Consider the following 26,366-nt stretch of genomic DNA (forward strand, 5'->3'; position numbering starts at 1 on the left):
AACAGCTCGGCCCGGCCCGCTTTGACTTGTATCAGCCAATAAGCGGCCTCCCTGGCCTGGAAATACCGGGTAGACGGTACCTTGCGCCACGCGCAAGGCACGGATTAAAGCTGTTGCATCATCTTGCGCACGCCAGCGACATGGCGTCGACTGACGATCAGCGCGTCACCGCCCAGGCCCTTGAGGAACAGCTGGAAGTGCCCCAACGGCGTACGTTGCAGGCGCTCGATGCGTTCGCGAGCCACCAGCGCGTTGCGGTGAATACGCACAAAACGATCGCCGAACTCATCTTCCAGGGCCTTCAACGGCTCATCCAGCAGCACTTCGCCACCCTCGTGGCGCAGGGTCACGTACTTGTGGTCGGCAATGAAGTAGATCACCTGGTCCAGGGGAATCAGCTCGATGCCCTTGCGGGTACGGGCGCTGATATGACTGCGCGGACCGGCACCGGATTCAGCGGCGGGCCGTGTCAGGGCCGCCAGTTGCACGCGGTTGGGACGCTCGGCCTTCTTCAGCGCTTCGAGCAGGTGCTCGGCGCGAACCGGCTTGACCAGGTAACCCACGGCGCTGACCCGGAACGCTTCCAGGGCAAACTCGTCATGGGCGGTGCAGAACACCACGGCCGGTGGTGCCTCACGCTCGCACAACCGTGCCGCCACTTGCAGGCCGTCGAGGCCGGGCATGCGGATATCGAGCAGGACCACATCGGGCCTCAGGCTCTCGATCAGGGACAATGCCTCTTCGCCATTGGTGGCGCTGGGCTCCAGGACACTGTAACCCTCGAGTTCGCCGACCAAACGGCTCAGGCGCTCGCGGGCCAGGGGTTCGTCATCAACGATCAGGACATTCATATTGCACTGGATTCCTGCGTGAGTCTCGCACAAGGATAGCGTAGACAGGTGAAGTGACGACCGTCACGGCGATCCACGCTAAGACTAGCGCGAGGCCCGAAAAGTGCCGTAAGTCGGGCACCGATATTTGCCAGTGCCAATTGAGTACCGCCCGACACCTGCCGCGGTGCGGCATCGTCGTAGGGATTGCTGATACACAATATGAACTCTCCCTCTTTATAGTCGGCTTCGACCCTGACCACGCCGCCTTCGATGCGCGGTGCGATGCCGTAGATCAGAGCGTTTTCCAACAGTGGTTGCAAGGTTAATTGCGGGATCGGCAAATCCTCTGGAATTGTGCCCACCCTCCAGTCCAACTGTAGACGGTTGCCAAGACGATATTGCTCAATCGACAAATATCGTTGCGCTAATTCCAGCTCGTCACGCCAGGTCACCAGGTTGCCGGGCCTGGCCAGGCTGGCGCGGAACAGGTCGGACAGATCCAGCACGGCCTGCTCGGCCTGTCGCGGATCGCTCACCACCAGGCTGGCGATGCTGTTCAGGCTGTTGAACAGGAAGTGCGGGCGGATCCTCGACTGCAAGGCTTCGATGCGAGCCTGCAACTCCGCCTGCTGCTGGCGACGCCACTGACTCTGCAGGTAAAAGTAGCGCAACATCAGGGCCGACATGATGAGGCTGATCAAACCATGGCGCAGATAGTGCCCAAGCGTACCTTCACCCGAGGGCGGGCCGGCCAGGGAAAAGTACTCGGTCAGGCCGGTACAAGCCAGGCTCAACCCGACCACCAGGGCACAGCACAGCACCCCGGCCAGCCCCGGGCGCAAGCGCGCCAACCAGGCCCGGGCACTGCACAACAACGCCGCCGACAACAGCACGATCCACTGCACATACAAGGAAGTCAGCGCCAGGCGCACCCAGTCGAAACCGACGGGCATCGGCTCGGCCAGCACCAGCACCATGACCAGCAGCTCGGCCAACACCACCAGCACCAGCAGCGCCTCGGGCAGGCAGAGTTCCGGAAGGAAGAATTCCTGGGTCGCGGGCGCGTCACGCCCTTCGGTCGATCGTGAAATAGGCATGGGCCCAGTCTCTGCGCCCGCGCCCGTGCCGACAAGCCGTTCGACAGATTCGGTCGAAATTTAATCCACCACGACCGCAAATCCACCCTGTGCACGCCGGCCGGCTGACGGGCCTCGGCGCAACCCTGTTATGATCGGTGACAACTTTTCCGGCAACCCACTTTCAGCAGATCACGAGCGAATCCATGAGCACCGACAAGACCAACCAGTCCTGGGGCGGCCGCTTCAGTGAACCCGTCGACGCCTTCGTCGCACGCTTCACCGCCTCCGTCACGTTCGACCAGCGCCTCTATCGCCACGACATCATGGGCTCCATCGCCCACGCCACGATGCTGGCCAAGGTCGGCGTGCTGACCGATGCCGAACGCGACAGCATCGCCGACGGCCTGAAAACCATCCAGGGTGAAATCGAGGCCGGCCAGTTCGACTGGCGCGTGGACCTGGAAGACGTGCACATGAATATCGAAGCGCGCCTGACCGACCGTATCGGTATCACCGGCAAGAAGCTGCACACCGGTCGTAGCCGCAACGACCAGGTGGCCACCGATATCCGCCTGTGGCTGCGGGACGAGATCGACCTGATCCTGGCTGAAATCACCCGCCTGCAAAAAGGCCTGCTGGAACAGGCCGAGCGCGAAGCCGGCAGCATCATGCCCGGCTTCACACACTTGCAGACCGCCCAGCCGGTGACCTTCGGGCACCATATGCTGGCCTGGTTCGAAATGCTCAGCCGCGACTACGAACGCCTGGTCGACTGCCGCAAGCGCACCAACCGCATGCCCCTGGGCAGCGCGGCGCTGGCCGGCACCACCTACCCGATCGACCGTGAATACACCGCCCAGTTGCTGGGTTTCGACGCGGTCGGCGGCAACTCCCTGGACAACGTCTCGGATCGTGACTTCGCCATCGAGTTCTGCTCGGCGGCCAGCATCGCGATGATGCACCTGTCGCGCTTCTCCGAAGAGCTGGTGCTGTGGACCAGCGCGCAGTTCCAGTTCATCGACCTGCCGGACCGCTTCTGCACCGGCAGCTCGATCATGCCCCAGAAGAAAAACCCCGACGTGCCGGAGCTGGTGCGCGGCAAGACCGGCCGGGTGTTCGGCGCGCTGATGGGCCTGCTGACCTTGATGAAGGGCCAGCCGCTGGCCTACAACAAGGACAACCAGGAAGACAAGGAACCGCTGTTCGACGCCGCCGACACCCTGCGCGATTCGTTGCGGGCGTTTGCCGACATGATCCCGGCGATCAAACCCAAGCACGCGGTGATGCGCGAAGCGGCGCTGCGGGGTTTCTCCACCGCGACCGACCTGGCGGATTACCTGGTGCGTCGTGGACTGCCGTTCCGTGATTGCCACGAGATCGTCGGCCATGCGGTGAAGTACGGCGTGGAAACCGGCAAGGACCTGGCGGAAATGAGCCTGGAAGAACTGCGCACGTTCAGCGACCAGATCGATGACGACGTGTTTGCGGTATTGACCCTGGAAGGTTCGGTCAATGCCCGCAACCATATCGGCGGGACTGCACCGGCGCAGGTGAAGTTGGCCGTTGCCCGCGGTCAGGCGCTGCTCGCCAGCCGCTGATCCCTGTGTTGTAGCCGGCTTGCTGGCGATGAACAATGACGCGGTGTGTCTGATAGACCGCGTCGCTTGAATCGCCAGCAAGCCGGCTCCCACAGAACCGTGTTTCACCGCGAGATACCGTCGAGCCCCGCTCCTTGCAGGAGCCCGGCTTGCCGGCGATGGCGTCCTGATGAGCGCCACAAAACTATTTCTTGGCCGCAACCATCGCCAGGAACGCCGGCATCCCGGCTTCCTTGTCCGCGGCTATTCGCTGCACATTCGGCCACTGCTGCAAGCGTTCCAGCAACGCTTTGGCCTCAGGCATCTCGGCCAACAAATCAATCCCGAACAGCTTCTGGCCGACCGCGCAGGCCAGGTCGACGCTGTAGAGAAAGTAGATATCCGCCACGCTGAACTCGCTGCCCGCCACATAAGGGCCGAACGAGCCATGACGCTTGAGCGAGGCAAAACCCAGCAGCAATTCGGCCCGGGTCTTCTCCTTGATCGCCTCCGGCACCGGCATCCCGAAGAAGGCCTCGGCGAACGACGCCCGCGCCGGCAACTCGATGTACAACTCGATTTCCTTGGCCAGCGCCAACACCCGGGCCCGCTGGAAAGGATCGGCCGGCAGCAGCTTCACCCCCGGCTGGGTGTCATCGATATAGGGCAGGATCACCGCGGTTTCGTTGATAAAACCCTGCTCTACGCCCAGCACCGGGACCTTGCCACGGGGGCTTATCGCCAGGGCCTCCGGGGTCTGCCCAGCATAAAACGGCACTTCCTCGAAAGGCAGGCCCTTTTCCAGCAGCGCCAACTTGACCATGTTGTAGTAGTTGCTGACCGCGAATCCATAAAGTTTGAGCATCACAAAGCCTCCAGGCCGTGCAGGGGGTTGGCCCCGGCAGTTATAGAACCTCGAAGGCTCTCTCGCCAGCAGCATCACGCCCCTGAATACAGTTAAACTGGCCGCCTTTCCTTGAGGAGTCCGCCATGAGCGAGCCAACCGATATCGACAACGACGACGAAGCGTTCGCCGAAAGCACCCTGGTCCAGGCCATCGAAAACCAGATCGAGACCGACAACCCGCCGGCGGCCAAGGCGATCTTCAACAAACTGACCCTGGTGAGTTACGAGCGCGAAGAGATCCTCAACCTGATGGCCCACGTGCTGGCCGTGGAGATCGATGCGATGTTGGATGAAGATCGCCCGTTCAATACAGAATGGTACGAGACCGCCTTGCGTGCCCTGCCGGAACTGCCTCCCGAGATTCAGTAACCCCACTGGATTTGCAGCGCCCCCTGTCTACACTGATATCGCCCCCTCACCACTCGGTCCCGGGGCGCTGTCCCCACCGTTCGACCGCATCCACATCGAAGACTGGACAGAGCGCTCAACTGCGATCACCTTAGGGGCGCTGTCGTCCAATAATTCCTAGAAAGTCTGGAGTCCTTATGTCGTATACCCCTGAGTTGGTTGCCGAACTGGAAATCCTTGCACTGTTCAATCTGGGCAATTCCCAGGAAGGCCTGAAAATTCATCAGACCGCCGCGCCAAAAGCCATCGCCGCCGCCCAACGCCTGTTCGAGAAAGAGCTGATCACCCAAGCCGACGGCGGTTACCTGACCAGCCTGGGCCGTGACGCAGCCGAGCATGCCCAAGGCCTGCTGACCATCCTGGCCATCAAAGAAGCCGCCTGACCCTTCGCCGCGCCCACGGGATCGCCTTCTGCCGGATCTCGCGGGCGCCGACGACAAAACGCTGAAAAACCGACGTCCAGAAGAAATTCTGTTTAAGCGTCCTGCCACTTCGGCGCTAAACTGCCACCCTTGCGAACCCCTTCCTTTCGAGCCCCGCGAGCCGGTTTGAGTTAGACATGACGCGTACCCACGAAATTCGCCCGAACCTGGACGAGGGAATCGATCGCAAAGTCCTCAGCCAACTGCGTGCGCGCTTCCTGAAGCTCAACCAGGGGCGCATGAGTCGTGCCCTCGAAGGTCTGTCACCACGCCAACAGGTGGTGCTCAACCTGCTGCCGCTGTTTTTCCACGTCAATCACCCGTTGCTGCCCGGTTATGTCTCCGGTAGCACACCGGCCGGACTGTCGGACTATGAACCCGGCGAGCTGGCCCTGGCCGAAGCCCAGCGCCTGACCCGCTCGTTTTCCTACAAGACCCGCCACGGCAATCCACCGCGGCCGATCCACGGCCTGTTCCTGATGGGCAGCCTCGGCACCCTGGCCCAGGCCGAGCAGAGCGACATGGACATGTGGGTCTGCCACGCCAGCGATCTGAGCCAGGGCGAGCTGGCCGAACTGCGCAAGAAGTGCCAGCTGCTGGAGGAGTGGGCCGCCAGCCAGGGCGCCGAAGCGCATTTCTTCCTGATCGACCCGAGCCGCTTCGTGCGCGGCGAGCGCGATACGCAACTGAGCTCGGAAGACTGCGGCACCACCCAGCATTACCTGTTGCTGGACGAGTTCTACCGCACCGCCATCTGGCTCGCCGGGCGCACGCCGCTGTGGTGGCTGGTGCCGGTGTATGAGGAACAGCACTACGACCAGTACACCCACACCTTGTTGTCCAAGCGCTTTATCCGCGCCAACGAAACCCTCGACCTCGGCCATCTGGCGCGGATTCCGCCGGGGGAATTTATCGGTGCCGGGCTCTGGCAACTGTTCAAAGGCATCGAGTCGCCCTACAAATCGGTGCTCAAGCTGCTGCTGATCGAGGTCTACGCCAGCGAACATCCCCACGTCGAGTGCCTGAGCCTGCGCTTCAAGCAGGCGGTGTTCGCCAATCACCTGGACCTCGACGAGCTGGACCCCTATGTCGTGGTCTACCGGCGCATCGAGGAGTACCTCAAGGCCCGCAATGAACCGGAGCGCCTGGAATTGGTGCGGCGCAGCCTGTACCTGAAGGTCAACCGCAAGCTTACCGGCCAGAGCACGCGCAACCAGAGCTGGCAGCGCCTGCTGCTGATGCGACTGGCCGCCGAGTGGGGCTGGGACCGCCGGCAACTGGCGCTGCTCGACAGCCGCAGCCAGTGGAAAGTCCGCCAGGTCAGCGCCGAACGCCGGGCCCTGGTCAACGAACTCAACTACAGCTACCGCTTCCTGACCCAGTTCGCCCGCACCGAGCAGGCCGTCAGCCTGATCAACAAGCGCGACCTGAATGTCCTCGGCCGCCGTCTGTACGCCGCGTTCGAGCGCAAGGCCGGCAAGATCGAGTTCATCAACCCCGGCATCGCCCCGGACCTGGCCGAAGACACCCTTACCCTGGTCCAGTCGCCCAACCGCAAGGAACCGGGGCAAACCCACTGGGCCCTGTACAACGGCAGCCTGAACGCCCTCGAATGGGAAAACTTCGCCCCGATCAAGCGCAGCCGCGAACTGCTGGAACTGCTGGCCTGGAGTCATCGCAATGGTGTGATCGACCCCACCACACGCCTGTCGCTGCACCCCGGCAGCAGCGACCTGACCGAGTTCGAACTGTTCAACCTGCTCGGCAGCCTGCAACAGACCATCGCCCTGCCCCTGGGCAGCGTCAGCGAGGACCAGTTGCTGCGCCCGAGTATTGCGGCCGAAGTGCTGATCCTGGTGAATATCGGGGTCGACCCGCTCAAGCACCACCGCGACCTGAATATCCTGATGACCACCGAGCGCACCGACTCCCTGAGTTACGCCGGCGTCAGGGAAAACCTGGTGCTGACCCTCGACCAGGTCACGCTCAACAGCTGGAACGAAGTGCTGATCAACCGTTACGACGGTCCTCACGCGCTGCTCGACTGCCTGTGCAACTACCTCAACCACCTGCCGGTCGGGCGCCAGCTGCCGCGCTTGCGGGTGCGCTGCTTCTGCCACAACCGCGCGCAGTTCATCGCCCAACGGGTCGAGGAAGTGCTCAACACCGCCCAGGAACTGTTGCTCGGCAACCTCAATCATCGTTATCTGGTCCAGGTCCAGCAGCACTATCACGTCCTGGAGCTGGTGCAGGGCCGTGTCAAACATATCGCCCTGGACAGCCTGGCGGAGTTGCTCAGCTACCTGAACCAGGAACTGTCCGCCTACAGCCCGCTGTACGTGGACATCCGGGCGATGGAGGAGCACGACCTGGCGCTGGTGCTGCCCATGGGCCAGCCCGAATGCGTGCAGGTGTTCTACCGGATCAACGACACCTACGCCGAGCTGTACGTGCTGGATGAATTCAATGCCCTCTGGCAACAGCGCCTGCCGTTCCATGACGAGCAAAGCCTGCTGGTGCCGCTGCAACGCTTCCTGCAGTCGATTCTCTACCGCCGCGAGGCGCTGATGCCCATGGAGACGACGGCGTCTTCGGCGGCGCTGGAAATCCTCTACTACCAGGTGCTGCCCTCGGGACCCGGGCGAGCGCGCCGGGTTGAACCCCGGCCGGCGCCGCAAACCCCGGTCAACAAGCCGTTCTATGACGTCCAGGCGATTGTCGGCAAAACCGGGACGGATACGGTCCAGGTCACCCTGTACTGCAATCAGCGGGAGTTTTCCGAACTGGAATACGGCGACCAGTTGTTTATCACGGTCGCCCGGGAAATCGTCGGGCAGCGCCGGGAAATCGAACGCTACCGCTGCTACATAACCGACCTGGACCTGAGTGCGCTGATCGGTGACGGACAGGGTTCGAGCAATCTCTACCTGCGCTACAAGGCCGAACTGGAAAGCGCACTGAACCTGGCACTGGACCAGGTCTGAGGGCGCCAGGGCGGGCTCAGAGGTGGAAGTCGCCGGCGGCTTCCGGCTGATATTCCACTTCCAGCAGGTTCAGCTTCAGGGTCTTGCCGCCCGGAGCGGGCCAATCGATGTGCTGGCCGACCTGCAAACCGAGCAAGGCGCTGCCCACCGGCGCGAGAATGGAAATCCGCCCTTCATCGGCATTGGCGTCCTGCGGGTACACCAGGGTCAGGCGATAATCCTTGCCGCTGACCTCTTCACGGCAGTGCACCCGGGAATTCATGGTCACGACACCGGCCGGCACTTCTTCGTGGCCTACCACGCTGTCGGCACGGTCCAGTTCGGCTTGCAACGCGATGACACCGGGCAGCGTGTCGTCCAGGCTGTCGATCAGGCGCTCCAGACGTTGCACGTCAAGGCGGGTGAGGATGATGGAAGGTGCGGTGCTCATGATCCAGGCAGACTCCTTTTTTCTGCACGATAAAAGCAAAACCCCGCCACGAAAGGCGGGGTTTTCACAGGCCTCGTCGACACGAGGCGTACCCGGACACTACCACAGCGGCGTAAATACACAACCCGAGGCGGAAGGGGTTTGCCCCCGACAATCCGTCAGGCCTGCGCCTGGCGCTGCCGGGCCTGCTCGCAGATCTCCCGCCGGCGCGCATCATCCGCCGCGCGCCAGTCGCGGATATCCTCGACGTGCCGAAAACAGCCGATACAAATTTTCTGCTCGTCCAGCCGACAAAGGCTCACACAAGGCGACGGCACGGCCGGGCTGACGTTGCTGTACAACGGCTTGGCGGGGCGTGCCGGAGCGGTTTGCTGCGTCACGATCAGATCTCTTCGAAGTCCAGGTCGACACCGGCCTGTTCCAGGGTAAAGCGCGCCAGGATCTCGTTGAGCTTCTCTTCGCTCTTCACACAGAACCAATAGCTGCCGTCTTCATCCTCGCTGCTGCTTTCCTTGTACTCGAAGTGATAACCACCGGTGGGCTTGGCCGTCGCCAGCCAGAGCTGACGCAGCGGCTCCTGGCGACTGAAGATCAGCTGGCTGCCGCCTTCGAACTTCGCGGTGAGCACACCGGCGGAGTTTTCCAGGTCCACATCCAGGCCACTCTCATCGAACACTTCTTCCAGGTTTTCCAGGGTGGAATCGACCAGATCGTGAAAACGGGCTTCAGTCAAACTCATTGCGCGAACCTCGAAAAATGCGTGTCCCTTCAAGCGCCGCAAGATACGAGCGCTCCCGGACGATTGCAAAGCATAACCACGTGAAGCCAAGAGTGACATCAATAATCCACAAACGGTGCCCGGGTGCCGCCGGACGGGCAGCGGCCCGCATAGGCAAGCCGCCGGGTGGCCGGTATACTCCGGCGCAATTAATGCTTTTTCAAAGGATTTCGCCATGAAGCGCCTGATCTCTTCCCTTGCTGCGCTCCTCGCGATCGCTTGCCTCGTCTCCGCCTGTGGTCAAAAAGGTCCGCTGTATCTGCCCGATGGCAGCCAGAACCCGGACGACCAGGCCAAGTCCTCGCAGGCCAAAGCGCACCAGCACGACACCTACTAAGGGATCACCATGGAAGCTTTTAACTACCGTGGCGGTGAGCTGTTCGCGGAAGGTGTAGCTTTGTCCGCCATTGCCGAGCGCTTTGGCACGCCGACCTACGTCTATTCCCGCGCCCACATCGAGGCGCAGTACAACGCCTATGCCAATGCCCTCGAAGGCATGCCGCACCTGGTCTGCTTCGCGGTCAAGGCCAACTCCAACCTGGGCGTGCTGAACGTCCTGGCGCGCCTCGGTGCCGGTTTCGACATCGTTTCCCGTGGTGAACTGGAGCGGGTCCTGGCCGCCGGCGGCAGCGCCGACAAGATCGTCTTCTCCGGCGTCGGCAAGACCCGTGAAGACATGCGCCGCGCCCTGGAAGTCGGTGTGCACTGCTTCAATATCGAGTCCACCGACGAGCTGGAACGCCTGCAAGTAGTGGCCGCCGAGCTGGGCGTGCGTGCGCCGGTCTCGTTGCGGGTCAACCCGGATGTCGACGCCGGCACCCACCCGTACATCTCCACCGGCCTTAAAGAGAACAAATTCGGGATCGCCATTGCCGATGCCGAGGATGTCTACATCCGCGCCGCACAGCTGCCTAACCTGGAAGTGCTGGGCGTCGATTGCCATATCGGCTCGCAGCTGACCACCCTCGAACCCTTCCTCGACGCCCTCGACCGCCTGCTGGCGCTGATCGACCGCCTCGGCGAATGCGGCATCTACCTGCAGCACATCGACCTCGGTGGCGGCGTCGGCGTGCGTTATCGCGACGAAGAGCCACCGCTGGTCGGCGACTACATCAAGGCCGTGCGCGAGCGTATCGCCGGTCGCGACCTGGGGCTGATGTTCGAGCCGGGCCGCTATATCGTCGCCAATGCCGGCGTGTTGCTGACCCAGGTCGAGTACCTCAAGCACACCGAACACAAGGATTTCGCCATCGTCGACGCGGCGATGAACGACCTGATCCGTCCGGCCCTGTACCAGGCCTGGATGGGCGTCAGCGCCGTACGTCCGCGCGAAGCCGCCGGGCGGGTCTACGATATCGTCGGGCCGATCTGCGAGACCGGCGACTTCCTGGCCAAGGAACGTCAGCTGGCCCTCGAGGAAGGTGACCTGCTGGCCGTGCACTCGGCCGGCGCCTACGGTTTCGTCATGAGCTCCAACTACAACACTCGCGGCCGCGCCGCCGAAGTGCTGGTGGATGGCGAGCAGATGTTCGAAGTGCGTCGTCGCGAGACGCTCGCCGAGTTGTATGCCGGCGAAAGCCTGCTGCCGGAGTAAGACCATGCTGCTGCGTTTTACCAAGATGCACGGCCTGGGCAACGACTTCATGGTCCTCGACCTGGTCAGCCAGCACGCGCATATCCAGCCCAAGCACGCCAAGCAATGGGGCGACCGCCACACCGGTATCGGCTTCGACCAGTTGCTGATCGTCGAGGCGCCGAGCAATCCGGAAGTGGATTTCCGCTATCGGATCTTCAACTCCGACGGTTCGGAAGTGGAACAGTGCGGCAACGGTGCGCGCTGTTTCGCCCGTTTCGTGCTCGACAAACGCCTGACCGCCAAGCGCCTGATCCGCGTCGAAACCAAGAGCGGGGTCATCGAGCTGGATGTCCGCCAGGACGGCCAGATCAGCGTGAACATGGGCCCGCCGCGCCTGGTGCCGGCCGAAATCCCGTTCCAGGCCGAGCAACAGGCCACGAGCTACGCCGTGGATGTCGACGGCCAGAACGTCGACCTGGCCGCCGTGTCCATGGGCAATCCCCATGCGGTGCTGCGGGTCAGCGACATCAACAGCGCGCCGGTGCATGAACTGGGACCGAAGATCGAACATCACCCGCGCTTTCCGGCCCGGGTCAATGTCGGCTTCCTGCAAGTGATTGACCGCCACCGCGGACAACTGCGAGTCTGGGAACGTGGCGCCGGGGAAACCCAAGCCTGCGGGACCGGCGCCTGCGCCGCCGCGGTGGCTGCCATCAGCCAGGGCTGGATGGATTCACCGGTGACCCTCGACCTGCCCGGCGGACGCCTGTCCATCGAATGGGCGGGTGTCGGCGAACCGGTGATGATGACGGGTCCTGCCGTTCGGGTGTATGAAGGACAAGTGCGTCTATAAGCGAGCCAATACCATGACCGACCAGCCTCAGGTTCCAGCCGAACAGCCCAACGAGTCGCCTGCACAGAGCCTTGAGGCGGCGCAGGTCGCCGCCTATCTGGAGGCCAATCCGGATTTCTTCGTCGAGCACGAGGAACTGCTGCCGGCGCTGCGCATTCCTCATCGACGCGGCGATACGGTGTCGCTGGTCGAGCGCCAGATGAAGATCCTCCGCGAGCGCAACATCGAGATGCGTCATCGCCTGTCGCAACTGATGGATGTGGCCCGGGACAACGATCGCCTGTTCGAGAAGACCCGCCGCCTGATCCTCGCGCTGATGGACGCCACCAGCCTGGACGACCTGGTCATGGCCGTGGAAGACAGCCTGCGCCAGGACTTCCAGGTGCCCTTCGTCAGCCTGATCCTGTTCGGCGACAACGCCATGCCGGTGGGCCGCTGGGTCAGCCATGCCGAAGCCCAGCAAGCCATCGGCGGCCTGCTCTCGGAAGGCAAGAGCATCAGCGGCAGCCTGCGTGAGCACGAGCTGGACTTCCTGTTCGGCGAAGAACAACGCAAGCAGATCGGCTCCACCGCGGTGGTCGCCATCAGCTATCAGGGTGTACATGGCGTCCTGGCCGTGGCCAGCCGTGACCCGCAACACTACAAAAGCTCGGTGGGCACCCTGTTCCTCAGCTACATCGCCGAAGTCATGGGCCGCGTGGTTCCGCGCTTCACCCCCGCCCTGCGCTCGGTGCGCTAGCCATGGAGCGGCAGCTGGACGCCTACTGCGAGCACCTGCGCAGTGAGCGCCAGGTGTCGCCCCATACGCTGCTGGCTTATCGCCGCGACCTGGACAAGGTCCTGGGCTTTTGCACCAAGGAACAGATCGGCAGCTGGAGCGCCCTGGATATCCAACGCCTGAGGCGCCTGATCGCCCGCCTGCACCAGCAGGGTCAGTCTTCTCGCAGCCTGGCCCGCCTGCTGTCGGCGGTGCGCGGGCTGTACCAGTACCTCAACCGCGAAGGCCTCTGCACCCACGACCCGGCCACCGGCCTGGCACCGCCCAAGGGCGAACGCCGCCTGCCCAAGACCCTGGATACCGACCGCGCCCTGCAATTGCTGGACGGCGGGGTGGAGGACGACTTTATCGCCCGTCGCGACCAGGCCATCCTCGAGCTGTTCTACTCCTCGGGCCTGCGCCTGTCGGAGCTGACCGGGCTCGATCTAGAGCAGTTGGACCTGGCCGACGGCCTGGTGCAGGTCCACGGCAAGGGCAGCAAGACCCGCGTCCTGCCCATCGGCCGCAAAGCCCGGGAAGCCTTGCAGAGCTGGTTGCCGTTGCGCGCCCTGAGCAATCCCCCCGACGACGCCGTATTCGTCAGCCAGCAAGGCCGCCGCCTGGGTCCACGGGCCATTCAACTGCGGGTCAAGGCCGCCGGCGAGCGCGAACTGGGGCAGAACCTGCACCCGCACATGCTCCGGCACTCCTTCGCCAGCCACCTGCTGGAGTCGTCCCAGGATTTGCGCGCCGTGCAGGAGCTGCTCGGCCACTCGGATATCAAGACCACGCAGATCTACACCCACCTGGACTTCCAGCACCTGGCAACCGTCTATGACAGCGCCCATCCCCGGGCCAAACGCAGCAAGGACAGTGAGTAATGACGATTCAGCTGATCACCTTCGACCTCGACGATACCCTGTGGGATACCGCGCCGGTTATCCACAGCGCGGAGGCCGTTTTGCGTGAATGGCTGGCCGAGCATGCCCCGAACCTGGGCGGCGTGCCGGTGGAACACCTGTGGGCGATTCGCGAACGGGTATTGCTCAAGGAGCCGACGCTCAAGCACCGCATCAGCGCCTTGCGCCGGCGGGTTCTGTTCCACGCCCTGGAAGAGGCCGGTTATCCTCATGCGCAGGCTTCGCAGCTGGCGGAGGAGAGCTTCGAGGTGTTTATCCACGCCAGGCACCAGATCGAGGTGTTTCCGGAGGTCGAGCCGACCCTGGAGGCTTTGGGCCGCTCCTTTGCCCTGGGAGTGGTCACCAATGGCAATGCCGACGTGCGCCGCCTCGGGCTCGCCGACTATTTCCGCTTTGCGCTGTGTGCCGAAGACATCGGCATTGCCAAGCCGGATGCACGGCTGTTCCACGAAGCCCTGGTGCGCGGCGGCAATGTCCCGGCCAGCGCGGCGGTGCATATCGGCGATCACCCCGGGGACGACATCGCCGGGGCCCAGCAGGCCGGCCTGCGGGCAATCTGGTACAACCCGACGGGCAAGGCCTGGGAAGCAGAGCGGCAGCCGGATGCGCAGGTTCGCAGCCTGAGCGAGCTACCGGCGCTGCTGGCCGGCTGGAATATCCCTGGCTGAGCGCACGCTCCCGTAGGAGCAAGCTTGCTCGCGATCACCGGCGCAGCCGGTGCCAAACACCACTGTCCGCCCATGAAAAAGCCCGCAGCGACGGCGGGCTTTTTCAACAAAGCAGAAAACCGACGCTGAGACTCAGATAGGCCGGCTGCCGTATTTGTTATCGGGCTTCTTGGGCGGATCGGCCACCACATTGGCCTCGACTTCCTGCACCTTGCCGCCACGCGCCAGGAACTCTTCCATGGCCTTGGCCAGGGCGTCGCGTTCCTTGTTCTTGGCTTCAACGCTCGGCAGTTCGTCAACCGACACCGCAGCCTTGGCTTTGCCCTTGGCAGTCGGTACCGGTGCATCACCACCGTCGTCATCGGCAACATCTACATCTTCAGCTGACGCCGCTTCCAGACCTTCTTCGGTTTCGTCGTCTTCACCGACCTCGAGGTCGTCGTTTTCCAGATCATCGTCGCTCATGTTCTACCTCATGACTTGCGAAAAGCAGATTAGTTATAGCCCAGCTGTGCCGACTGTCGAAGGCCGCCGGAAAAAAATCAACATCCGCTGCATACCAGCGGCTTATGCCCCGTCACCGTAAAGGGTGGCAAGGACTTTACGAGCACCGCCATGATCCCGGTGCTCGCCCAGATAGACACCTTGCCAGCTACCCAGGGCCAACCGTCCCGCCGTCACCGGCAAAGTCAGCTGACAGCCTAGCAAACTGGCCTTGAAGTGCGCCGGCAGGTCGTCCGCGCCTTCGTCGTTGTGTTCATAATCGGCCTTGACCTGGGGTACCAGCCGGTTGAAAAAACGCTCGAAGTCGCGACGGACCGCCGGATCGGCATTCTCGTTGATGGTCAACGAGGCCGAGGTATGCTGCAGCCACAGATGCAAAAGACCGACCTGGCACGCCTGGAGTTCAGGCAAACCGTCGAGCAACTCCTGGGTCACCAAATGAAAACCCCGGGGCCTGGCCCGCAAGGTAATCAGGGTCTGTTGCCACATACAGTTCTCCGCCCTTCGGCGCGCATTCTAGCGCGCTGTGGAAAAAAGCAAAGCGCCTAATCCTCTTGCTTTGCTGTAAGCAATCGACCCTTACAAAAACGCCCTGGGGTTTTGGCCGTAATGCCTTTGGATAAATCCTTTCAGTCCCTTTTTCAATGACAAACTCCAGGCAAAAAAATGCCCGGCAAGCCGGGCATTTTTTTTCAGTGCGGTTACACGTTCAAGCCACGCTCGTTGTGTTGCGCCAGGTCCAGGCCCACCGACTCTTCTTCGTCGGTCACACGCAGCCCCATCACGGCATCCAGCACCTTGAGGATGATGAAGGTGACAATCGCGGTGTAGATGACGGTGAAGCCGACGCCTTTGCACTGAATCCAGACTTGTGCGGCGACATCGGTGGTAGCGGTGTTGAAGCCGCCCATGGACGGTGCGGCGAACACACCGGTCAGGATCGCGCCGAGCATACCGCCGATACCGTGCACGCCGAAGGCGTCCAGGGAGTCGTCGTAGCCCAGTTTGCGTTTCAGCGTAGTGGCGCAGAAGAAGCACACCACACCGGCCGCCAGGCCGATGATCAGCGAGCCCATCGGGCCCACGGTGCCGGCAGCAGGCGTAATGGCAACCAGACCGGCGACCACACCCGAAGCGATGCCCAGGGCACTTGGCTTACCGTGGGTCAGCCACTCGGCGAACATCCAGCCCAGCGCAGCGGCGGCGGTAGCGATCTGGGTGACCAGCATCGCCATACCGGCGGTGCCGTTGGCCGCCGAGGCGGAACCGGCGTTGAAGCCGAACCAGCCGACCCACAGCATGGCCGCGCCCATCAGGGTGTAACCGAGGTTGTGTGGTGCCATCGGTGTGCTCGGGAAGCCTTTGCGCTTGCCCAGCACCAGGCAGGCCACCAGGCCGGCAACACCGGCGTTGATGTGCACCACGGTGCCGCCGGCGAAGTCGAGCACGCCCCAGTCGCCCAGCAGGGAACCCGGGCCGCTCCAGACCATATGCGCAATCGGCGCATAGACCAGGGTGAACCACACGCCCATGAACACCAGCATCGCGGAGAACTTCATGCGTTCGGCGAAGGCACCGACGATCAGCGCCGGGGTGATGATGGCGAAGGTCATCTGGAAGGTGACGAACACCGCCTCGGGGAACAGCGCCGTCGGCCCGGTGATGCTGGCCGGCGTGATGCCCGCGAGGAAGGCCTTGGCCATACTGCCGACGAAGGAGTTGTAGTTGACGACGTTGGCTTCCATCCCGGTGGTATCGAACGCAAGACTGTAGCCATAAATGAACCACAGAACGGTGATCAGCCCGGTAATGGCGAAGCACTGCATCATCACGGAAAGAATGTTTTTCGAACGCACCATGCCGCCGTAGAACAGCGCGAGGCCTGGGATCGTCATGAACAGCACGAGGGCTGTGGAGGTCAGCATCCAGCTGGTATCGCCGGAATTGAGGACTGGAGCAGGTACCGGGTCCGCCGCCATGGCCAAGGCCGGCATTACGAGGGACAACAGGGCTCCTAGCCCTGCGAATTTACGCAGAGTCATATTGTTTTCTCCTGGGGCGTTGGGGTTTGGCGGCTTAGATTGCGTCGGTATCGGTTTCGCCGGTACGGATGCGAATAGCCTGTTCCAGATTGACCACAAAGATCTTGCCGTCACCAATCTTGCCGGTGTTGGCCGCCTTGGTTATCGCCTCGATAACCCGGTCAAGATCCTTGTCGTCAATGGCGACATCAATCTTCACCTTGGGCAGGAAGTCGACCACGTATTCCGCGCCGCGATACAGCTCGGTGTGACCCTTCTGCCGACCGAAGCCTTTGACCTCAGTAACGGTAATGCCCTGCACGCCGATCTCGGACAACGACTCGCGCACGTCGTCCAACTTGAACGGCTTGATGATGGCAGTGACTAGCTTCATGAAAACTCTCTCCCGAATTGGTGGACTTGCCCCAGGAAAACAAACCCGACTCAAGTCTAAGCGCAGTGCCTGGCTTTGTAACGCATCGTCGGTCCACATCTACCGCCCGACGCCAGCTAACCGCTGCCGGCGAAACTTCCCAGCTTCGCCTGCCGCACTGCATTCGTCACAGCGACTGCATCAGTGCATGGGTCACTGGCAACTAAGCAGAAAGCTTGCCAGCTCCGTAAAAACCAATGATTTCAGTCCCTTGGTCGCTATGGAGGGTGAAAAAGCACGTTGCGCCCGGGCTATACGCACAACAACGGTGCGCACTGCGCCAGCGCGATGCGCGATAACCGTGCGCCCGCCCCATGGAAATGACTATAGACACTGCGTGGTACACTGGTCGGTAATCTGTTTCCGGAACCTTAGCCATGCTTGCGCCCAAAGCTTTCCTCGATGCCCTGAGCGGCCACGCCTCCCGTTTGTTCAGCGGTGAAACACCCCTGCCCCGCCAGGAATTCGAAAGCCAGTTCAAGGTGCTGTTGCAGAGCGGCTTCAGCAAGCTGGACCTGGTCAGCCGGGAAGAGTTCGACAGCCAGATGGTGGTGTTGGCCCGGACTCGCGCGCGGCTGGAGAGTCTGGAGGCGAAGGTGGCGGAGCTGGAGGCGCGGCTGGCTCCAGCCCAGCAATAACCAGCATCAGGCCGCTAAGTAGCTACCCGAACGCATTCGGTGCATGGGCAAGTCAGTACCATTCCTGGCACATAGGGTCAGAGGCGGAAACGGCTGACCAGCGTGTTGAACGAAAGGGCCAGGTTCGACAATTCCTGGCTCGAAGCGCTGGTCTGGTGCGCACCGGCGGCGGACTGGGTCGAGAGATTCTGGATATTCACCAGGTTGCGATCGACCTCACGGGCCACATGGGCCTGCTCCTCCGAAGCCGTGGCGATCACCAGGTTACGGTCATTGATCTGCGCAATACCGTCGGCGATCTGCTCCAGGGCCTCGCCAGTGGTCTGGGCCAGGCCCTGGGTCTCGGTCACCAGCGCCTGGCTCTTGCCCATGGCCTCGACTGCGCCGTCGGCACGGTTCTGTACCGAGCGAATCATGCTCTCGATTTCACCGGTGGACGCCTGGGTGCGCGCAGCCAGGGCGCGAACCTCATCGGCGACCACGGCGAAGCCGCGCCCCTGCTCACCGGCGCGGGCGGCCTCGATGGCCGCATTGAGGGCCAGCAGGTTGGTCTGTTCGGCGATCCCGCGAATCACGTCCAGCACCTTGCCGATATCGCGAACCTGCACGGCAAGGTCCCTGACCAAGCCGGTGGATGACGTGATTTCCAGGGTTGCATTGTTGATCGCCAGCATCGCGTTACGTGCCTGGTCGCGGCCATTGCTGGCCTGCAGACTGGTCGATTGCGAAGCTTGGGAGGTGGAGACGGCATTGCGAGCCACCTCTTCGACTGCCGAGGTCATTTCGGTCACAGCCGTGGCCGCCTGCTGGATCTCGTCATTCTGCCGGGTCAAGGCACGGCTTCCATCGTCGGTGACAGCCGTCAGTTCCTCGGCGGCGGAAGCCAACTGATCCGAAGCGCTGGCAATCTGCTGGATCGTCGACTTCAGGCTGGCCTGCATGTCCCCCAGGGCCTTGAGCAACTGGCCGGCTTCATCGCGGCGCTGGCTGGTGATGGGCTGGGTCAGGTTGCCCTGGGCGATGCGTTGCGCGCAATCGACCGCCGTGGCAATCGGTCGGCTGATCAGGCGGCTGATAAACAGGCCCAACAGCAACGCAGCTACAAAGGCCGCGATAATGCCGCTGTACAACAGGGTCCTGGCCGACACCTCTTGAAGCTTGGCAGCCTTGGCATCTTCACTGATCTGGCGATCATTGGAGTCGATCATGATGGTCAACTGATCCATCACTTTGCGATAAGCCTTCTGCAGGTCACCCAGCAGCAGGGGGTACCCCTTCTCCAGGTCGCCGGCCGCCATCAGTGCCACATACTGCTGCACCATCGCCTGGTAGACCGGCCAGTCGCGGGCCATCTGGTCGCCGGCAATGCGCTCGTCTTCAGCCAGGAGCCCTTTGCGATACGCGGCAAACGCCTGCTCGCTGGCCAACTGGTTGCCTTTCATCGAGGCGAGAAACTCATCCTTCATGCTCTGCGGGGCATTGCCGGCGGTGGCGACATAAAGCCGGTACATGTCGCGCATCTGGCCAACCGCCTTGGTCTTGGTCTGCGACGTGTTGGCGACCGAGACCAGGTTGTTGCCGAACACCGCCTGCAGGCGCGCCGACAGCGCGGAAACACCGCTGATGCCAAGCATTCCCACAGCGAGTGTGATCAAGGCACAGAGGACAAAGGAAGTGATCAGTTTGGTCGAGAATTTTGCATCATTGAGCCAGTTCATCGGTGGTTCCTCATAGGGTGCTGATCGCACAGCCCTGTTATGTGTGTATTTCCCCGCCCTGCGTAATGCCAGGTGAAGGGACCGTGTCGGTACTCCATCGCCACTCGGGCCCGCCTGGCGACAGTGCAGGCACCGCCAGCGCAATGCCTGGCACGTTTTCTTGAACATGACGTCGTACCACGCCACAAACGCACAAGCCAAAACACCCGCTGGCTCTCAAGTATGAGGGAGTCAAAAAGGACAACTTTCTTTCTTGCCGTCCCATCGCACTCACGATGTTTCCGGCCAACACCACGCTGAAATACCCATTCCAGAGCCATCTACTGGAAAAAATAAATAATGGCTATTTGCCATATTTGTTGAGAAAGATTACCTCATGTGAAATATTGATCGCAATGTACGACATCGTATGACTAGGAAAAAACTTTGGCCCTCCCCACCAAGATCACGCGTGTGGGCCAAACCATGAGGAGTTACCTATGCATCCGCAGAGGATGGGTCAGCCATTGCCAGGTGCGCGCAAGGCAAAACCCATGAAGATTACGATCGCAGGGTGCCTGGTCCTGACGGCGGTCAGCCTGGCGGCCCATGGCCAGGCGCTCGATGCCAGTGCTTCGCCAGGCAAGCGTCTGGCGGTGGCCGCTGATTGCGTGGCCTGCCATAGCAGCGACGCAGGCAAGCCCTTTGCCGGCGGTTACCCACTCAACTCGCCGATGGGTGTCATCTACTCGACGAATATCACCCCCTCGAAAACCGCCGGTATCGGCAATTACAGCCAGGCAGACTTCTCCCGCGCCGTGCGCGACGGCGTGCCCCCGGATGGCACCCGCCTGTACCCGGCGATGCCCTATACGTCCTACGCGAAGCTGACTGATAGCGATGTCGCCGCCCTGTATCAGTACTTCATGCAGGAAGTCGCGCCGGTGGATATGCCCAGCCGCAAGACCGAACTCGACTTTCCGTTCAATATCCGCACCTCGATGCTCGGCTGGAACCTCCTGTTCCACCGCCAGGAACGCTTCGTGGCGGATCCGGGCAAGTCCAGGCAGGTCAATCGCGGCGACTACCTGGTCAATGCGCTGGCCCATTGCGACACCTGCCATACCCCGCGCAACTTCCTGATGGCCGCGGATAATGACAAGGCGCTGTCCGGCGGCTCGCTGGGGACTTGGTACGCACCGAACATCACCTCGGACAAGACCAGCGGGATCGGTGCCTGGTCGAACGACGAGATCGTCGCTTACCTGCGCAGCGGCCATGTCGAGGGCAAGGCACAGGCTGCCGGCCCCATGGCCGAGGCGGTCGAGCACAGCCTGCAGTACCTCGCCGAAGATGACCTCAAGGCCATCGCGGCCTACCTGTTGCAGACCCGCCCCATCACCAGCGACGAGCGCCAGGCCCGGCATACCTTCGGCCAGGCGTCTAGCGACGAGCTCAGCCTGCGCGGCGGCAACCCGCAGGACAATCCGGGCTGGCACATCTTCAGCGGCACCTGCGCCAACTGCCACCAGGCCAACGGCCAGGGCACCCGCGAGTACCCATCACTGTTCCATAACACCGCGACCAGCCGCCGCGACAACCTGATCGCGACCATCGTCTACGGCGTGCACCGCGAAGTCGACGGCGTGGCAATCGATATGCCGGCCTTCGGTCCCGACGCGCGGTTCACCGATCGCCTCGACGACCAGCAGATCGCCGATGTCAGCAACTATGTCCTGTCCCACTACGGCAATCCCGAACCGAGCGTGACCGCCGCCGATGTGGCGCGCGTACGCGAAGGCGGCCCCAAGGCGCCGCTCGCCGTGCTGGCGCAGTTCAGCGTGCCAGGCCTGATCATTCTCGGCCTGCTGATCATCCTGGCCCTGTTCAGATTCAATGTTCGCCGTCGGTATAGGGAAGCCTGAGCAATGGAAACTTCGATGACTGACAAACACGTGCCCGTTCCATCCGCCCCCTCCCATGTCTTGTCCCGCCGCAGCCTGCTAAGCGGCTCGGTCACCCTGGGCCTGGCGGCCCTGGTCGGTGGTCTCGGCCCCTGGCAACCGGTCATGGCCATGGCCGAAAGCGACCAGGACTTTATCGTTTTGTCGCAATTCCTGGTCAGCCGACCGGTCAACCCGGTCCTGGCGGCACGCTACTACCGCGCCCTGAGCCGGCGCGCGGCGAATTTCAGCGGCAATGTCGCTGCCCTCAAACAACTGATCGTCGGACAGGGCTTCAAGCATGTGGATGAATACCTCGCCCAGGCCAACCCCGACCCATCATTGAAGGCGACCGCGACCAGCATCATTTCGGCCTGGTACCTGGGCACCGTCGGCGAGCTCGCCGACGCCGAGCTGGTCAGCTACGCCGAGGCACTGATGTACCGCCCGACCCACGGCATCCTCATCATCCCAACTTACGGTGGCGGCCCCGACTCCTGGGGCAGCAAGCCAGCCGACACTCAGGATTTCAAACTATGAGCAGCATGGCTTACGACGCCGACGTGATCGTCATCGGTTCCGGCGTGATGGGTGGCCTGATTGCCAGCAACCTGGCCAAGGCGAACAAATCCGTGATCATCCTCGAAGCAGGCCCGCGGGTGAACCGTCGCGAGATCGTCGAGACCTTCCGCAATTCCGCAGTCAAACTGTCGCTGGCCAATACCAAGCTGCAGGGTGCCGGCTCGCCCTATCCGAGCCTGCCGCACGCGCCGTCCACCTATGGCGACTACCTGCAGCAGGTCGGCCCGGTCAAATACAACACCTCCTACCTGCGCGTGGTCGGCGGCACCACCTGGCACTTCGGCTCCTCGCTGTGGCGCATGCTACCCAACGACTTCCGCCTCAACGCCCTCTATGGCCGAGGGCGCGATTGGCCGATCAGCTACGACGAACTGGAGCCCTTCTACGCCCGTGCCGAAACCGAGCTGGGCGTCTCCGGGGTCGATGGCCAGGACGAAAGCGGCCAGGGTGGCAAGGCCTATCCGCCGCGCTCGATCCCCTACCCGATGCAGGGCCTGAAGCCGAGCTATATGTTCCAGCGCCTCTCGACCCTGCTGAGCAAGGGTGGCTACCACCCGATCCTCGAACCCAATGGCCGTGCCACCCGCCCCTATGGCAAGCGCCCGCCGTGCGCAGGCAACAACAACTGCAACCCGGTCTGTCCGATTGCCGCCAAGTACGATGGTTCGATGCATATCGACGAGGCCGAGCGTCATGGCGCCAAGTTCCTGGACAACTCGGTGGTCTACAAGATCGAGGCCGGCGACGATGGCAAGATTACCGCGATCTGGTACATGCGCCCGGACAAGACCCAGCATCGCCTGACCGCCCGTTACTTCGTGCTGGCGGCCTATGGCATCGAATCGCCGAAGCTGTTGCTGATGTCCACGTCCGAGAAATACCCCAACGGTATCGCCAACACTTCCGACCAGGTCGGCCGCAACCTGATGGACCACACCGGCGTCAGCATGAACGTGATGACCAAGGAGGACATGTGGCCCGGCGAGGGACCGACCCAATTGCTGGTGTACCTGAACAGCCGCGACGGCGCCTTCCGCAAGGACTACCCGAGCTACAAGATCAAGGTCCGCAACACGGTCCCGACCTCGCAGATCACCAGCAACCTGATCGCCAAGGGCGTGCTCGGCTCAAAGCTCGACGAACAGATACGCCTGCAGTCGGCACGCTCGCTGAACTGGGCAGTGGACTTCGAGACCCTGCCGCTGCCGGAAAACCGCATCACACCGAGCAAGACGCGCTTCGATGCGATTGGCCTGCCGATGCCGGAGATCTACTACAGTGTCCCTGACTACTGGCATGCCGGTAAGGAAAAGGCGCTGGAGGATCTCAAGCAGTTCGCCCACCTGCTCGACGCCGATATCCTCGGCACCGATGTCAACTTCCAGAACCGCCAGCACATCATGGGCACCACCATCATGGGCGACGATCCAAAAAACTCGGTGGTCGACCGCGACTGCCGCAGCCATGACCACGCCAACCTGTTTATCGCCGGAACCAGCGTGATGCCCTCGTCGTCTTGCGTGAACCCCACATTGACCGGCGCCGCGCTGAGCATTCGTATCGCCGATCAATTGCTGGGGGAGGTCTAGACCTCTACCGTGACAAGCCAACCTGGCTTGTCACGCGCCCTCGGGCACTGAGCGAATTGTATCTTTATTAGAATCAATGATTCCCGTTTTTGCCGGATTGTCCCGAGAGATATTGAACAATAAAGTACACCCATGCCGCAGCCACTGACCGAAACGACAAGCTGCTGCCGAATTCAATCTCTCAACACTCCCGACTCATAAGGAAATCAATCATGTCCAACCGCGAACTGCTCAACCCAACCAACTCCACCCTAATCCTGATCGACCACCAACCGCAAATGTCCTTCGGCGTGCAATCGATCGATCGTCAGACGCTGAAGAACAACACCGTGGGCCTGGCCAAGGCGGCGAAGATCTTCAACGTGCCGACGATCTATACCTCGGTGGAAACCAAGAGCTTCAGCGGTTACATCTGGCCTGAGTTGCTGGCAGTGAACCCGGGCGCACAGCCGATCGAGCGCACCTCGATGAACTCCTGGGAAGACAAGAAATTCGTCGAAGCGGTGAAGGCCACCGGTCGCAAGAAGCTGATCATGGCCGCACTGTGGACCGAGGTGTGCCTGAACTTCCCGGCCCTGGAAGCCCTGGCCGAAGGTTTCGAGGTGTACATCGTCACCGACGCGTCCGGCGGCACCACCCAGGAAGCCCACGACATGTCCGTGCAACGGATGATTCAGGCCGGTGCCGTCCCGGTGACCTGGCAGCAGGTACTGCTGGAGTTCCAGCGTGACTGGGCGCACAAGGAAACCTACGACGCGGTGATGGATCTGGTGCGCGAGCACAGCGGCGCCTACGGCATGGGCGTGGATTACGCCTACACCATGGTGCACAACGCACCGCAGCGCACCCTGAGCTGATTCTCCCGACAATTTGCCCGCCAGGCTGCATGCTGGCGGGCTTGCATTGTATTTTCCAGAATCAAGGGAGCTCTCCCATGCCACATGAAGGCAGCCTGCTGCAGGCCTCGGTCATTCTCCTGATGGCCGCCGTCATCATCGTTCCCCTGGCCAAGCGCCTTCAGCTCGGTGCCGTGCTCGGGTACTTGCTGGCTGGCGTACTCATCGGCCCACAGGCGCTGAAATTGCTGGGCAACGCGGAAAACGTCGCGAGCTTCTCCGAGATGGGGGTGGTATTCCTGCTGTTCATCATTGGCCTGGAGCTATCGCCCAAGCGCCTCTGGCTGATGCGCAAGGCGGTGTTCGGCGTCGGGCTGGCCCAGGTGCTGCTCACCGGATTGGTGATCGGCACGCTGGCCATCGTCGCCTTCGGCCAGACCCTCCAGGCGGCGGTCATCCTCGGCTTGGGCCTGGCACTGTCATCGACGGCACTGGGATTGCAGAGCCTCGCCGAGAGCCGCCAATTGAACAGCCCCCATGGTCGGCTCGCCTTCGCCATCCTACTGTTCCAGGACATCGCCGCCATCCCCCTCATCGCCCTGGTACCACTGTTGGCGGTCACCGGCGCGCAGGCCACCGGCGAAAGCGGCCTGGCCCACGGGCTGAAGGTGCTCGGCAGCATCGCCGTAGTGGTGGTGGGGGGTCGCTACCTGCTGCGCCCGTTGTTCCGCGCCGTGGCTCGCACCGGCCTGCCGGAAGTCGCCACCGCCACCGCACTGCTGGTGGTGCTCGGTACCGCCTGGCTGATGGAACTGGCGGGAGTGTCGATGGCGCTGGGGGCGTTCCTTGCGGGCCTGCTGCTGGCCGACTCGGAATATCGCCATGAGCTAGAGTCACAGATCGAGCCATTCAAGGGTCTGCTGCTGGGCTTGTTCTTCATGAGCGTGGGCATGGGCGCCAACCTGGCGCTGCTGTTCGAGAATCCCGGCCTGATCGTCGGCCTGACCCTCCTGCTGATCGCCCTCAAGCTGCCCTTGCTGATGTTCGTCGCACGCATGGCCGGTGGTTTGTCGCGCATCGCGGCACTGCGCCTGGGCCTGGTACTGGCCGCCGGCGGGGAGTTCGCCTTTGTGGTATTCAAGCTTGGCCAGAACCTGGGGCTGTTCGATGCCCGCACCTACGATACCCTGATCATGACCATCACCCTGTCGATGGCCGTCACTCCGCTGCTGCTGGCCTGCGCGCGAGGGCTGAAGACGCGTCCACAGCCGACCAGGGAGGTGCCGGAAAGTCTCAAGGCGATCCAGAGCGAAGGGCCGCGAGTGGTCATCGCCGGCATGGGGCGCGTCGGCCAGATCATTGCGCGGATCCTGCATGCGCAGGACATTCCCTTCGTCGCGCTGGACACCTCGATCGATACCATCGAGATGACCCGCAGCTTCGAGCACGCGCCGGTGTTCTATGGCGACCCCCTGCGCCCGGAAATCCTGAGTGCCGCCAAGGTCGGCGAGGCCGAATATTTCATCGTCGCCCTGGACGACCCGGAGAAAGCCGTGAAGACCGCGCAAGCGGTGCAGCGCCTGTATCCACAGGTCAAAGTCCTGGCACGGGCCCGCAATCGACAGCACGTACACCAACTGCTCGATGCCGGTGCCGAGCCCGTGCGAGAGACCTTTTATTCGAGTCTGGAGATGACCCGCCGCACCCTAAAAGGACTCGGTATCTCCCCAACCCAGGCCGAGCACCGGATCCAGCAGTTCATGGCACATGATGAGCAGGTGCTGGCCGCCCAACGGCTGGTACGCGACGACACCTCGAAGATCAGGCAGACCGCGCAGGAAGCCCGCCTGGAGCTGGCCCGGCTGTTCGAAAGTGATACAGGGGAGCCGGAACAGGCGGTGCCACTCGATGTCCGGTAGATCGGCGCAAATA

27 protein-coding genes are annotated in these 26,366 nt (G+C 62.4%); 16 read left to right on the forward strand and 11 right to left on the reverse strand.

Annotated features, from left to right (window positions below; genetic code table 11):
- Window positions 1-104: 104 nt before the first annotated feature.
- Complete coding sequence (locus tag M5C56_RS06410; RefSeq protein WP_103499011.1) at window positions 105-851, reverse strand: LytTR family DNA-binding domain-containing protein; 747 nt, start codon at window positions 849-851, stop codon at window positions 105-107.
- Window positions 848-1,930 carry a sensor histidine kinase gene (locus M5C56_RS06415; protein WP_103499012.1) on the reverse strand — a complete coding sequence of 361 codons (1,083 nt, stop codon included), beginning with the start codon at window positions 1,928-1,930 and terminating at the stop codon, window positions 848-850. Before M5C56_RS06415 ends, M5C56_RS06410 begins: the two co-directional genes overlap by 4 nt.
- A gap of 185 nt (window positions 1,931-2,115) precedes the next feature.
- Between M5C56_RS06415 and argH the strand changes: the two genes are divergently transcribed.
- Entirely contained in the window at window positions 2,116-3,510 is a 1,395-nt protein-coding gene (gene argH / locus M5C56_RS06420; RefSeq protein WP_103499013.1) for an argininosuccinate lyase, read from the forward strand.
- Window positions 3,511-3,694: 184 nt separating this feature from the next.
- On the opposite strand, the gene M5C56_RS06425 is transcribed toward argH, so the two are convergent.
- On the reverse strand, window positions 3,695-4,354 hold the full coding sequence (locus tag M5C56_RS06425; RefSeq protein WP_103499014.1) for a glutathione S-transferase: 660 nt from the start codon (window positions 4,352-4,354) through the stop codon (window positions 3,695-3,697).
- A gap of 125 nt (window positions 4,355-4,479) precedes the next feature.
- On the opposite strand from M5C56_RS06425, the gene M5C56_RS06430 reads away from it, so the two are divergent.
- The 3 genes from M5C56_RS06430 (at window position 4,480) to M5C56_RS06440 (ending at window position 8,209) form a co-directional block, all read left to right on the forward strand.
- Complete coding sequence (locus tag M5C56_RS06430; protein ID WP_103499015.1) at window positions 4,480-4,764, forward strand: hypothetical protein; 285 nt, start codon at window positions 4,480-4,482, stop codon at window positions 4,762-4,764.
- 176 nt (window positions 4,765-4,940) lie between these two features.
- Window positions 4,941-5,186: a TIGR02647 family protein gene (locus M5C56_RS06435; protein WP_100942130.1), complete on the forward strand. Its 246-nt coding sequence runs from the start codon at window positions 4,941-4,943 to the stop codon at window positions 5,184-5,186.
- 176 nt (window positions 5,187-5,362) lie between these two features.
- Window positions 5,363-8,209 (forward strand): class I adenylate cyclase, encoded by a 2,847-nt coding sequence (locus tag M5C56_RS06440; RefSeq protein WP_103499016.1) that lies wholly within the window; start codon window positions 5,363-5,365, stop codon window positions 8,207-8,209.
- Window positions 8,210-8,225: 16 nt separating this feature from the next.
- Here the strand turns inward: M5C56_RS06440 and rnk are convergent, their stop codons facing one another.
- The 3 genes from rnk to cyaY all read right to left on the reverse strand — a co-directional run bounded on the left by rnk (window position 8,226) and on the right by cyaY (window position 9,378).
- Window positions 8,226-8,639 (reverse strand): nucleoside diphosphate kinase regulator, encoded by a 414-nt coding sequence (gene rnk, locus M5C56_RS06445; RefSeq protein ID WP_100942132.1) that lies wholly within the window; start codon window positions 8,637-8,639, stop codon window positions 8,226-8,228.
- Window positions 8,640-8,797: 158 nt separating this feature from the next.
- Window positions 8,798-9,022, reverse strand: a complete 225-nt coding sequence (locus M5C56_RS06450; RefSeq protein ID WP_103499030.1) for a DUF1289 domain-containing protein — start codon at window positions 9,020-9,022, stop codon at window positions 8,798-8,800.
- Window positions 9,022-9,378 carry an iron donor protein CyaY gene (cyaY, locus tag M5C56_RS06455; protein WP_103499017.1) on the reverse strand — a complete coding sequence of 119 codons (357 nt, stop codon included), beginning with the start codon at window positions 9,376-9,378 and terminating at the stop codon, window positions 9,022-9,024. The genes M5C56_RS06450 and cyaY overlap by 1 nt, the downstream gene beginning before the upstream one ends.
- 214 nt (window positions 9,379-9,592) lie before the next feature.
- Between cyaY and M5C56_RS06460 the strand changes: the two genes are divergently transcribed.
- Genes M5C56_RS06460 through M5C56_RS06485 form a run of 6 tightly spaced genes read left to right on the forward strand, consistent with a single transcriptional unit; the run spans window position 9,593 to window position 14,191 of the window.
- Entirely contained in the window at window positions 9,593-9,754 is a 162-nt protein-coding gene (locus M5C56_RS06460; RefSeq protein WP_103499018.1) for a lipoprotein, read from the forward strand.
- 9 nt (window positions 9,755-9,763) lie between these two features.
- A complete protein-coding gene (gene lysA, locus M5C56_RS06465) occupies window positions 9,764-11,011 on the forward strand; it encodes a diaminopimelate decarboxylase (RefSeq protein WP_103499019.1) in 1,248 nt (415 codons plus the stop codon).
- 4 nt (window positions 11,012-11,015) lie between these two features.
- Window positions 11,016-11,846: a diaminopimelate epimerase gene (dapF, locus tag M5C56_RS06470; RefSeq protein WP_103499020.1), complete on the forward strand. Its 831-nt coding sequence runs from the start codon at window positions 11,016-11,018 to the stop codon at window positions 11,844-11,846.
- 13 nt (window positions 11,847-11,859) lie between these two features.
- On the forward strand, window positions 11,860-12,585 hold the full coding sequence (locus tag M5C56_RS06475; RefSeq protein ID WP_103499021.1) for a DUF484 family protein: 726 nt from the start codon (window positions 11,860-11,862) through the stop codon (window positions 12,583-12,585).
- 2 nt (window positions 12,586-12,587) lie between these two features.
- A complete protein-coding gene (gene xerC / locus M5C56_RS06480) occupies window positions 12,588-13,484 on the forward strand; it encodes a tyrosine recombinase XerC (RefSeq protein ID WP_103499022.1) in 897 nt (298 codons plus the stop codon).
- A complete protein-coding gene (locus M5C56_RS06485) occupies window positions 13,484-14,191 on the forward strand; it encodes an HAD family hydrolase (protein ID WP_103499023.1) in 708 nt (235 codons plus the stop codon). The genes xerC and M5C56_RS06485 overlap by 1 nt, the downstream gene beginning before the upstream one ends.
- A gap of 132 nt (window positions 14,192-14,323) precedes the next feature.
- Here M5C56_RS06485 and sutA read toward each other — a convergent pair whose 3' ends face one another.
- The 4 genes from sutA to glnK all read right to left on the reverse strand — a co-directional run bounded on the left by sutA (window position 14,324) and on the right by glnK (window position 17,110).
- The gene (gene sutA, locus M5C56_RS06490; RefSeq protein WP_100942140.1) at window positions 14,324-14,656 is read right to left on the reverse strand and encodes a transcriptional regulator SutA; all 333 of its coding nucleotides are present in this window, start codon (window positions 14,654-14,656) and stop codon (window positions 14,324-14,326) included.
- A gap of 102 nt (window positions 14,657-14,758) precedes the next feature.
- Window positions 14,759-15,184 (reverse strand): secondary thiamine-phosphate synthase enzyme YjbQ, encoded by a 426-nt coding sequence (locus M5C56_RS06495; RefSeq protein WP_100942141.1) that lies wholly within the window; start codon window positions 15,182-15,184, stop codon window positions 14,759-14,761.
- A 212-nt stretch (window positions 15,185-15,396) separates the two neighbouring features.
- Entirely contained in the window at window positions 15,397-16,737 is a 1,341-nt protein-coding gene (locus M5C56_RS06500; RefSeq protein ID WP_103499024.1) for an ammonium transporter, read from the reverse strand.
- Between the two features lie 34 nt (window positions 16,738-16,771).
- Entirely contained in the window at window positions 16,772-17,110 is a 339-nt protein-coding gene (gene glnK / locus M5C56_RS06505) for a P-II family nitrogen regulator (RefSeq protein WP_002555808.1), read from the reverse strand.
- 416 nt (window positions 17,111-17,526) lie between these two features.
- On the opposite strand from glnK, the gene M5C56_RS06510 reads away from it, so the two are divergent.
- Window positions 17,527-17,787, forward strand: a complete 261-nt coding sequence (locus M5C56_RS06510; RefSeq protein ID WP_103499025.1) for an accessory factor UbiK family protein — start codon at window positions 17,527-17,529, stop codon at window positions 17,785-17,787.
- Window positions 17,788-17,864: 77 nt separating this feature from the next.
- Here M5C56_RS06510 and M5C56_RS06515 read toward each other — a convergent pair whose 3' ends face one another.
- Window positions 17,865-19,505 (reverse strand): methyl-accepting chemotaxis protein, encoded by a 1,641-nt coding sequence (locus tag M5C56_RS06515; RefSeq protein ID WP_103499026.1) that lies wholly within the window; start codon window positions 19,503-19,505, stop codon window positions 17,865-17,867.
- Window positions 19,506-20,038: 533 nt separating this feature from the next.
- On the opposite strand from M5C56_RS06515, the gene M5C56_RS06520 reads away from it, so the two are divergent.
- From M5C56_RS06520 to M5C56_RS06540, 5 genes are all read left to right on the forward strand, one after another.
- On the forward strand, window positions 20,039-21,409 hold the full coding sequence (locus M5C56_RS06520) for a cytochrome c (RefSeq protein WP_103499027.1): 1,371 nt from the start codon (window positions 20,039-20,041) through the stop codon (window positions 21,407-21,409).
- Between the two features lie 15 nt (window positions 21,410-21,424).
- Entirely contained in the window at window positions 21,425-21,967 is a 543-nt protein-coding gene (locus tag M5C56_RS06525) for a sorbitol dehydrogenase family protein (protein WP_247263072.1), read from the forward strand.
- Window positions 21,964-23,598 (forward strand): GMC family oxidoreductase, encoded by a 1,635-nt coding sequence (locus tag M5C56_RS06530; RefSeq protein WP_103499029.1) that lies wholly within the window; start codon window positions 21,964-21,966, stop codon window positions 23,596-23,598. Before M5C56_RS06525 ends, M5C56_RS06530 begins: the two co-directional genes overlap by 4 nt.
- A gap of 212 nt (window positions 23,599-23,810) precedes the next feature.
- Complete coding sequence (locus M5C56_RS06535) at window positions 23,811-24,455, forward strand: hydrolase (RefSeq protein ID WP_152736695.1); 645 nt, start codon at window positions 23,811-23,813, stop codon at window positions 24,453-24,455.
- Between the two features lie 77 nt (window positions 24,456-24,532).
- On the forward strand, window positions 24,533-26,353 hold the full coding sequence (locus M5C56_RS06540; protein ID WP_103497685.1) for a monovalent cation:proton antiporter-2 (CPA2) family protein: 1,821 nt from the start codon (window positions 24,533-24,535) through the stop codon (window positions 26,351-26,353).
- Window positions 26,354-26,366 lie beyond the last annotated feature (13 nt).

The sequence above is a fragment of the Pseudomonas sp. MWU13-2862 genome (assembly GCF_023242495.1).
Classification (GTDB): Bacteria; Pseudomonadota; Gammaproteobacteria; order Pseudomonadales; family Pseudomonadaceae; genus Aquipseudomonas; species Aquipseudomonas gingeri_D.